The following is a 7723-nucleotide window of genomic DNA, read 5'->3' as shown; positions in this document are numbered from 1 at the left end:
AATCAGGGAAATCGGACCGCTCGGGATAATCTCAGCGGATGGCGACTATCGAAGAGGCGCTGGAGATCGAACGCCTCGAGCGCGATATCTTCCGCGGCGCGTACCCCAAGACCCAGCTGCCCCGCACCTTCGGCGGGCAGGTGGCGGGGCAGGCGCTCGTCTCGGCGGTGCGCACGGTGGAGCCCCGATTCCAGGTGCATTCGCTGCACGGATACTTCCTGCGGCCGGGTAACCCGGAGGCGCCGACCGTCTACATGGTGGACCGGATACGCGAGGGCCGTTCCTTCTGCACCCGCCGGGTGACCGGTGTGCAGGACGGCGATGCCATATTCACGATGTCGGCCTCCTTCCACATCGGCGACGAGGGGCCGTCGCATCAGGACGAGATGGCCGAGGTGGCGCCGCCGGACGGCCTGCCCGATGCCAAGACCTCCATGGACCCGGAGCGGCTGTGGGCGATGCGGGAATGGGAGCACTGGGATATCCGCCCGATCCCGCAAGAGCAGGTCACCCAGCGGCCCGGGGTGGTCTCCCCGCAGCAGGTGTGGTTCCGGTACCGGCATCCGCTGCCCGACGATCCGCTGTTCCACGTGTGCACGCTGGCCTATATGAGCGATATGACGCTGCTCGGGTCGTCCAAGGTCACCCACCCCGACGAGCCCACCCAGAACGCGTCGCTGGATCACGCGATGTGGTTCCTGCGCCCGTTCCGCACCGACGACTGGCTGCTCTACGACCAGTCCTCGCCCTCGGCCGGGTTCGGCCGCGGGCTGACCGGCGGCAAGATCTTCGACCGCGGTGGCCGGCTGGTCGCGGCGGTGGTCCAGGAGGGGCTGATCCGCACCCTGCGAGCCTGAACCGCCGGGACGATCGGCCGGAGCGTGAGCCCGGGCACACCGGCCGGGCTCGTAAGCTCGCCAGGGTGAACGAGTCTGCGGATAGCTCGCGGCCGGCGGCCGGACCCGGTTCCGGCGCGCCCGCCGGACCGACCATCGGGGTGCTGGCCCTGCAGGGCGATGTCCGGGAACATCTCGCGGTGCTGGCCGCCTGCGGCGCGCGCCCGGTGCTGGTGCGCCGACCGGGCGAACTGGCTGCCGTGGACGGGCTGGTACTGCCCGGCGGCGAGTCCACCGCCATCAGCAAATTGCTGGAGATCTTCGAACTGCTCGAACCGCTGCGCGCCCGCATCCGGGACGGGATGCCGGCCTTCGGATCCTGCGCCGGGATGATCCTGCTGGCGAGCGAGATCCTCGATACCCGGCCCGACGCCCACCACCTCGACGGTATCGATATGACCGTGCGGCGCAACGCTTTCGGACGGCAGGTCGATTCCTTCGAGACCGATCTGGAGTTCGCCGGCGTCGCCGGCGGGCCGATGCGGGCGGTGTTCATCCGGGCGCCGTGGGTGGAACGTGCCGGTGCGGATGTCGAGGTGCTGGCCCGGGTGCCCGGCGGACCCGCGGCGGGCCGGATCGTCGCGGTGCGCCAGGGGCGGGTCGTGGCGACGGCCTTCCATCCGGAAGTGACCGGCGACCACCGTGTACACCGATTGTTCGTCGATCTCGTCCGTGGCGTAGCGTTGTCGTCCGATAGCGTGCCATCGACCTGAAGGAAGTAGGGAATGAGCGGCCACTCCAAATGGGCCACCACCAAGCACAAGAAGGCGGCGATCGATGCCAAGCGCGGCAAGCTGTTCGCCAAGCTGATCAAGAACATCGAGGTGGCGGCCCGGACCGGTGGTGGCGATCCGGAAGGTAACCCGACCCTCTTCGACGCCATTCAGAAGGCGAAGAAATCCTCGGTCCCCAACGACAATATCGAGCGGGCGCGTAAGCGCGGCGGCGGCGAGGAAGCCGGCGGCGCCGACTGGCAGACCATCATGTACGAGGGTTACGGGCCCAACGGTGTCGCCGTCCTGATCGAATGCCTCACCGACAACCGCAACCGGGCGGCGGGTGAGGTGCGTGTCGCCATGACCCGCAACGGCGGCAATATGGCCGATCCGGGCTCGGTGTCGTATCTGTTCCACCGCAAGGGCGTCGTCACCCTGGAGAAGAACGGCCTGTCCGAGGACGATGTGCTGATGGCGGTTCTCGACGCCGGTGCCGAAGAGGTCAGCGATCTCGGTGAATCGTTCGAGGTCATCAGTGAGCCCGGTGATCTGGTCGCGGTGCGTTCGGCGCTGCAGGCCGCCGGTATCGACTACGACTCGGCCGAATCCGGGTTCCAGCCCTCGGTGAGCGTCGCGGTGGACGTCGACGGCGCCCGTAAGGTGTTCAAACTGGTCGACGCGCTGGAGGACAGCGACGACGTGCAGAACGTCTACACCAATGTCGATCTCTCCGACGAGGTCCTCGCCCAGCTGGACGACTAGGACCGTATCGGCCGAGCCGGCGGGGTGGTATCGCGAGGCGGTACCACCCCGCCGTCGTCTCCGGCGGGTCAGGACTCCAGATTCGCGTAGTGATCCCGCATGGCGGGGTAGTAGTCGCCGAAATCGGGGAGCGCGGTGCCGGAGCGGGACGCTCCCAGCGCGTCCAGGTAGTACTCCCAGCCCGGCCCCACCTCGGCGACCTTCTCGTCCGAATCGAGGTGATGGGTGAACACGAGTTCGGTCCGCCCGTCCTGCTCGGTGAGGGTGGCCTCGATATGCCAGCTGCCGTATTCGTCGACGGTGCGCAGGGCGAGGTGGCGCGGCGGGACACAACTGTCGATGGTGTAGTCGGCCCAGGGTTGCTCGTCCTCGAGCACCATCCGCACCCGGATGGTGCGGCCCGGGCCCGCCTCGCCCTCCCAGGGGCCGAACCAGCGGGCGGTGCGCTCAGATTCGGTGATACTCGCCCACACATCCTCGATCGGGGCCCGGTAGGTACGGGTGAGGATCAGATCGCGGCCCTGCGCGGTGGGCTCCAGGCGGCCGTTGGGGTGTTTGCTCATGCCGAGTTCTCCTCGGGGGTCGGTGTTGCGGGGTGGGACTCCGGGGCGGCGTTGTCGCGTTCCCGGCGGGTGCGGTGGACCTCGGTGGCCAGGGCGTCCAGGCGGTGCTCCCAGCCGGTGGGGCGATCGAATGCGGCGATCCAGCCGCCGAGGGCGCGTAGCCCAGTGGTGTCGAGCGTGTAGTACCGCTCGCGCCCGCGCAGTTCGTCGTGCACCAGGCCGCTGTCGCGCAGGACGCGCAGATGCCTGCTGACCGCCGGCCTGCTGACCGGGAAGCGGGCGGCGATGGCACCGGCGGTCAGGTGGCCGCCGCGCAGCATCTCCAAGATCTCGCGTCGTATCGGATCCGCTATCGCGCCGGCCACCTCGTCCACCCGGAAAGCGTAACCACTTGGTTACTGATTTGTCCAGGGTCGGCACAGCGAGGTCCCGGAACGGTCCGCGGTGTGCCGTACCGGCGCATCGGCGGTGCGGCGGCACAATGGCGGCATGGTCGCTGTGACGCTCGTCGTCGGGGATATCACCGAGCAGCAGGTCGACGCGGTGGTGAACGCCGCGAACTCCGAACTGCTGGGCGGCGGGGGAGTCGACGGCGCCATCCACCGGCGCGGCGGGCCCGCGATCCTCGCCGAATGCCGGCGGCTGCGGGAAACCGACTATCCGCGCGGGCTGCCGACCGGTTCCGCGGTGGCGACCACCGCGGGCGAACTGCCCGCCCGCTGGGTGGTGCACACCGTCGGGCCGGTGTGGTCGGCGCGCGGGGACCGCGCGGCGCAACTGGCCCCGCTACTCGCGTCCTGCTACCGCGAATCGCTGCGGGTCGCGGAGGGTCTGGGGGCGCGTTCGGTGGCGTTCCCGGCCATCTCCACCGGCGCCTATCGCTGGCCGCTGGCGGACGCCGCGCGGATCGCCGTGACCACCGTGCGCGATCATCCGGCGGAGATCGAGGAAGCGCGCTTCGTGTTGTACGACGACGCCGCCTACGACGTTTTCGCCGCGGCGCTGAACTCCTGACCCCGGCACCCGGCGGCCGTGTCACTGGCGCCGGGACCTTCAGGCCTGCACTATAGTTCGAACAACTGTTCGTTCTGGGAAAGGTGTGCGGTGCGGGTGATGGGCGTCGACCCCGGGCTCACCCGGTGCGGGGTGAGCATGGTCGAAGGGGGTGCGGGCCGCACCGTCCGGGCGATCGCGGTGGATGTCGTGCGGACCCCGGCCGAGATGGACCTGGCCGGGCGCCTGCTGCGGATCTCCGATGCCGCCGAGGAGTGGATCGGGACCCACCGGCCCGATGTGGTCGCCATCGAGCGGGTGTTCGCCCAGCACAATGTGCGCACCGCCATGGGTACCGCGCAGGCCGGCGGGGTCATCGCGCTGGCCGCGGCCCGCCGCGACATCCCGGTGATGTTCCATACCCCGAGCGAGGTGAAGGCCGCGGTCACCGGTAACGGGGGCGCCGACAAGAAACAGGTGACCGCTATGGTCACCCGTATCCTCGGGCTCGCGGCGCCGCCCAAACCCGCCGATGCCGCCGACGCGCTGGCGCTGGCCATCTGCCACTGCTGGCGCGCGCCGCTGCTGGAGCGGATGGCCCGGGCCGAGGAAATGGCCGAACGGGCCAGGCGGCAGTACACCCGACGGCTCGAAGAACAGCGAAAGGCGGTGCGCGGGTGATCGCATCCATCCGGGGTGAGGTGATCGAACTCGCCCTCGACCACGCGGTGATCGAAACCGCCGGGGTGGGATACCAGTTGAACGCCACCCCCGCGACGCTGGCGCGTCTCACCCGCGGCGACGAGGCCCGGCTGCATACGGCGCTCATCGTGCGCGAGGACTCCATGACCCTGTACGGGTTCGCCGATACCGAGACCCGCGACCTGTTCGGCCTGCTGCAGACCGTATCCGGGGTCGGGCCGCGCCTGGCGATGGCGGTGCTGGCGGTGCTCGAACCCGAAACACTGCGCAAAGCGCTGGCCGCCGGTGATCTGGCGGCGCTGACCCGGGTGCCGGGAATCGGTAAACGCGGGGCCGAACGACTGGTCGTGGAGCTGCGGGACAAGGTGAACCTGGTTCCTGCGCCGGATACGCCCGGCACGGCGCCGGTGCCGGTGCGCACCCCGGTGCGCGAGCAGGTCCTGGAGGCGCTCACCGGTCTCGGATTCCCGCTCAAACAGGCCGAACCGGCGGTGGACGCGGTCCTGGCCGAACAGCCCGACGCCGGGAACTCGACCGCGCTGCGGGCCGCGCTCGGCATGCTCGGTAAGAACCGCTAGGCCGTGATGGACTACGAGGACCATCCGGAGCCGGAGGATTCGCCGGTGAGCGCCGGCTATCTGGCCTCCGACGGCGATACCGATTCCGGGCTGCGGCCGACCTCGCTGGACGGTTTCATCGGCCAGCCCCGGGTCCGGGAACAGCTGGCACTGGTCCTGCGCGGGGCGACCGCGCGGGGCGGCACACCCGACCACATCCTGCTGTCCGGTCCGCCCGGGCTGGGGAAGACCAGCCTGGCCATGATCGTGGCCGGCGAACTGGGATCCGCGCTGCGGATCACCTCCGGCCCGGCGCTGGAACGCGCCGGCGATCTGGCGGCAATGCTGAGCAATCTGGTGCACGGCGATGTGCTGTTCATCGACGAGATCCACCGGATGGCCCGGCCGGCCGAGGAGATGCTGTATCTGGCGATGGAGGACTTCCGGGTCGACGTCGTGGTCGGCAAGGGGCCCGGCGCCACCTCCATCCCGCTCGATATCGCGCCGTTCACGCTGGTGGGAGCGACCACCCGGTCCGGCGCACTCACCGGGCCGCTGCGCGACCGGTTCGGTTTCACCGGGCATATGGACTTCTACGAACCGGAGGAACTGCTGCTCATCCTGCAGCGTTCGGCGCAGATCCTCGGCGTGCGGATCGATGCCGACGCCGCCGCCGAGATCGCCGGCCGCTCCCGGGGCACGCCGCGGATCGCCAACCGGCTGCTGCGCCGGGTCCGGGACTACGCCGAGGTCCGCGCCGACGGCCGGATCACGGTCCCGGTCGCGCGGGCCGCCCTCGAGGTCTACGACGTCGACCCGCTCGGCCTCGACCGTCTGGACCGGGCCGTGCTGGCGGCGCTGGTCCGCGGGTTCGGCGGCGGGCCGGTGGGAGTGTCGACCCTCGCCGTCGCGGTGGGCGAGGAGGCGGCGACCGTGGAGGAGGTCTGCGAACCCTTCCTGGTCCGCGCCGGAATGGTCGCCCGCACCCCTCGCGGCCGGGTCGCCACGGCGGCGGCATGGGCCCATCTGGGCCTCACACCACCCCCGGACCTGGCCTTCGGCGCGCTCGAGGTCCGCGGCCGGGAACCGCATCCGACCCTGGACCTGTTCGACTGAACCGGCCCGGGTGCCGACGACCGCGTCCTCAGAGACCGAACTCGGCGCGGATCCGCCGGAGGAACGCGTCCACCTGATCGGGGTGGTAGCCGCGGCTCAGCAAGGGCGCCGCCGGAAGTTCCCGGTCCAGGTGCGCCGAGGTCAGCACGATCCGGCCGGCGAGTGCGCCGGCGATGACGTCCAGGAGTTCGTCCACCTCGCGTTCGCGGTAGCCGCGGCTGCCGAACGGCGCACGGCCGAAAGTGATCTGGTGAATATCCTCCGGTGTCATACCCCGAGTATGGCGGTGCTCCGGACCACTCCGGCGGCCGATCGGCCGAGCGGATCCGAATCGGGCGAAGCGGATGTGCCGGACCCTCGGTACGGCGTCCCGGGCCCCGGTGATCGGCGTGTTCGGGCGTGCGGGTGTGGCGCCGGGCGGGCGAACTGGCAGACTGTGTGCGTACCTGCCCCTCTCCTCACCCAGATCAGGACTGACTTCGACCATGGATCTGCTGTTTCCGCTCATACTGGTCGCGCTGCTCGTGCCGATGTTCCTCGGTATGCGCCGCCAGAAGAAAGAGGCCGAAAAGGTCACCCAGATGCAGGACAGCCTGAAGGTCGGTGACCGGGTCGTCACCACCTCCGGCCTGTACGGCACCGTGGTCGAGGCCGACGACACCAGCGTCGATCTGGAGATCGCCGAGGATGTCGTGACGACCTGGCTGCGTCAGGCGATCCGCGAGGTGCGCGTCGACGACGAGGCCGCCGGTGACGAAACCGCCGACGACGACGCTCCCGGCGACGAGGCCGATGAGGCCACCGGCTCGCCGTCGGCTGCCACCGCCGAGGAGACCCCGCAGCAGACCGAGACCCGGCTCACCAAGGACTGAATCCACGGTCCGGCCACCGGACCGGTTCACCCGGGCGACCGGTGGCTTCGGCATGTGCCGTGGCCGTTCCACCCCAGAACTTCCGCCTAGGAGATGACGACCTGTGCCACCGTCCCAGGGATCGGCGCACCAACTCCGCTGGCTCGCCTTGTTCGGCGTGCTGGTGGCCGCGATCTACGCGCTGGTGTTCTTTACCGGTGACAAATCACCGACCCCCAAGCTCGGCATCGACCTACAGGGCGGTACCCGGGTCACCCTGACGGCCCGGACTCCCGACGGGAACCGGCCCAGCCAGGACAGCCTCACCAAGGCACAGCAGATCATCGAGAACCGGGTCAACGGGCTCGGTGTCTCCGGTTCGGAGGTGGTGATCGACGGGGACAATCTCGTGATCACCGTGCCGGGTGACGACAGTCAGCAGGCACGCACCCTCGCCACGACCGCCAAGCTCTACATCCGGCCGGTACTGCAGGCCGCGCCGGCCCCGACCGCCCAGCCGGGGCAGCCGGGACAGCCCGCCGCGCCCACCGCCCCCGGGGAGCCCAC

General features: G+C 70.1%; 11 protein-coding genes and 1 pseudogene. 9 read left to right on the top strand and 3 right to left on the bottom strand.

What is annotated here, in order from left to right; all coding sequences use genetic code 11:
* Positions 1-38 precede the first annotated feature (38 nt).
* The 3 genes from ACWDU1_RS26220 to ACWDU1_RS26210 all read left to right on the top strand — a co-directional run bounded on the left by ACWDU1_RS26220 (position 39) and on the right by ACWDU1_RS26210 (position 2374).
* Positions 39-857, top strand: a complete 819-nt coding sequence (locus ACWDU1_RS26220; protein WP_450002436.1) for an acyl-CoA thioesterase — start codon at positions 39-41, stop codon at positions 855-857.
* 134 nt (positions 858-991) lie between these two features.
* Positions 992-1609, top strand: coding sequence for a pyridoxal 5'-phosphate synthase glutaminase subunit PdxT (gene pdxT / locus ACWDU1_RS26215; protein ID WP_450002440.1), 618 nt, complete (start codon positions 992-994; stop codon positions 1607-1609).
* A gap of 12 nt (positions 1610-1621) precedes the next feature.
* A complete protein-coding gene (locus ACWDU1_RS26210) occupies positions 1622-2374 on the top strand; it encodes a YebC/PmpR family DNA-binding transcriptional regulator (RefSeq protein WP_450002434.1) in 753 nt (250 codons plus the stop codon).
* A 68-nt stretch (positions 2375-2442) separates the two neighbouring features.
* Here ACWDU1_RS26210 and ACWDU1_RS26205 read toward each other — a convergent pair whose 3' ends face one another.
* Both ACWDU1_RS26205 and ACWDU1_RS26200 read right to left on the bottom strand, forming a co-directional pair.
* Complete coding sequence (locus tag ACWDU1_RS26205; protein WP_450002432.1) at positions 2443-2937, bottom strand: SRPBCC family protein; 495 nt, start codon at positions 2935-2937, stop codon at positions 2443-2445.
* Positions 2934-3311 carry a metalloregulator ArsR/SmtB family transcription factor gene (locus ACWDU1_RS26200; protein ID WP_450002431.1) on the bottom strand — a complete coding sequence of 126 codons (378 nt, stop codon included), beginning with the start codon at positions 3309-3311 and terminating at the stop codon, positions 2934-2936. The genes ACWDU1_RS26205 and ACWDU1_RS26200 overlap by 4 nt, the downstream gene beginning before the upstream one ends.
* Positions 3312-3426: 115 nt before the next feature.
* Between ACWDU1_RS26200 and ACWDU1_RS26195 the strand changes: the two genes are divergently transcribed.
* The 4 genes from ACWDU1_RS26195 to ruvB all read left to right on the top strand — a co-directional run bounded on the left by ACWDU1_RS26195 (position 3427) and on the right by ruvB (position 6305).
* Complete coding sequence (locus ACWDU1_RS26195) at positions 3427-3951, top strand: O-acetyl-ADP-ribose deacetylase (protein WP_450002429.1); 525 nt, start codon at positions 3427-3429, stop codon at positions 3949-3951.
* A 90-nt stretch (positions 3952-4041) separates the two neighbouring features.
* Entirely contained in the window at positions 4042-4611 is a 570-nt protein-coding gene (ruvC, locus tag ACWDU1_RS26190) for a crossover junction endodeoxyribonuclease RuvC (RefSeq protein WP_450002427.1), read from the top strand.
* Positions 4608-5210 (top strand): Holliday junction branch migration protein RuvA, encoded by a 603-nt coding sequence (gene ruvA / locus ACWDU1_RS26185; protein WP_450002425.1) that lies wholly within the window; start codon positions 4608-4610, stop codon positions 5208-5210. The genes ruvC and ruvA overlap by 4 nt, the downstream gene beginning before the upstream one ends.
* A gap of 6 nt (positions 5211-5216) precedes the next feature.
* Positions 5217-6305 carry a Holliday junction branch migration DNA helicase RuvB gene (gene ruvB, locus ACWDU1_RS26180; protein ID WP_450002438.1) on the top strand — a complete coding sequence of 363 codons (1089 nt, stop codon included), beginning with the start codon at positions 5217-5219 and terminating at the stop codon, positions 6303-6305.
* A 28-nt stretch (positions 6306-6333) separates the two neighbouring features.
* Here the strand turns inward: ruvB and ACWDU1_RS26175 are convergent, their stop codons facing one another.
* Positions 6334-6576, bottom strand: a complete 243-nt coding sequence (locus ACWDU1_RS26175) for a DivIVA domain-containing protein (RefSeq protein WP_450002424.1) — start codon at positions 6574-6576, stop codon at positions 6334-6336.
* 214 nt (positions 6577-6790) lie between these two features.
* Between ACWDU1_RS26175 and yajC the strand changes: the two genes are divergently transcribed.
* Both yajC and ACWDU1_RS26165 read left to right on the top strand, forming a co-directional pair.
* Positions 6791-7177: a preprotein translocase subunit YajC gene (yajC, locus tag ACWDU1_RS26170; RefSeq protein ID WP_450002422.1), complete on the top strand. Its 387-nt coding sequence runs from the start codon at positions 6791-6793 to the stop codon at positions 7175-7177.
* 103 nt (positions 7178-7280) lie between these two features.
* A pseudogene (locus ACWDU1_RS26165) lies at positions 7281-7723 on the top strand (protein translocase subunit SecD); the annotation flags it as partial.

Source organism: Nocardia sp. NPDC003345, from assembly GCF_053589395.1.
The sequence above is the reverse complement of the archived record's forward strand: the minus strand, read 5'-3'. Positions and strand labels throughout refer to the sequence as shown.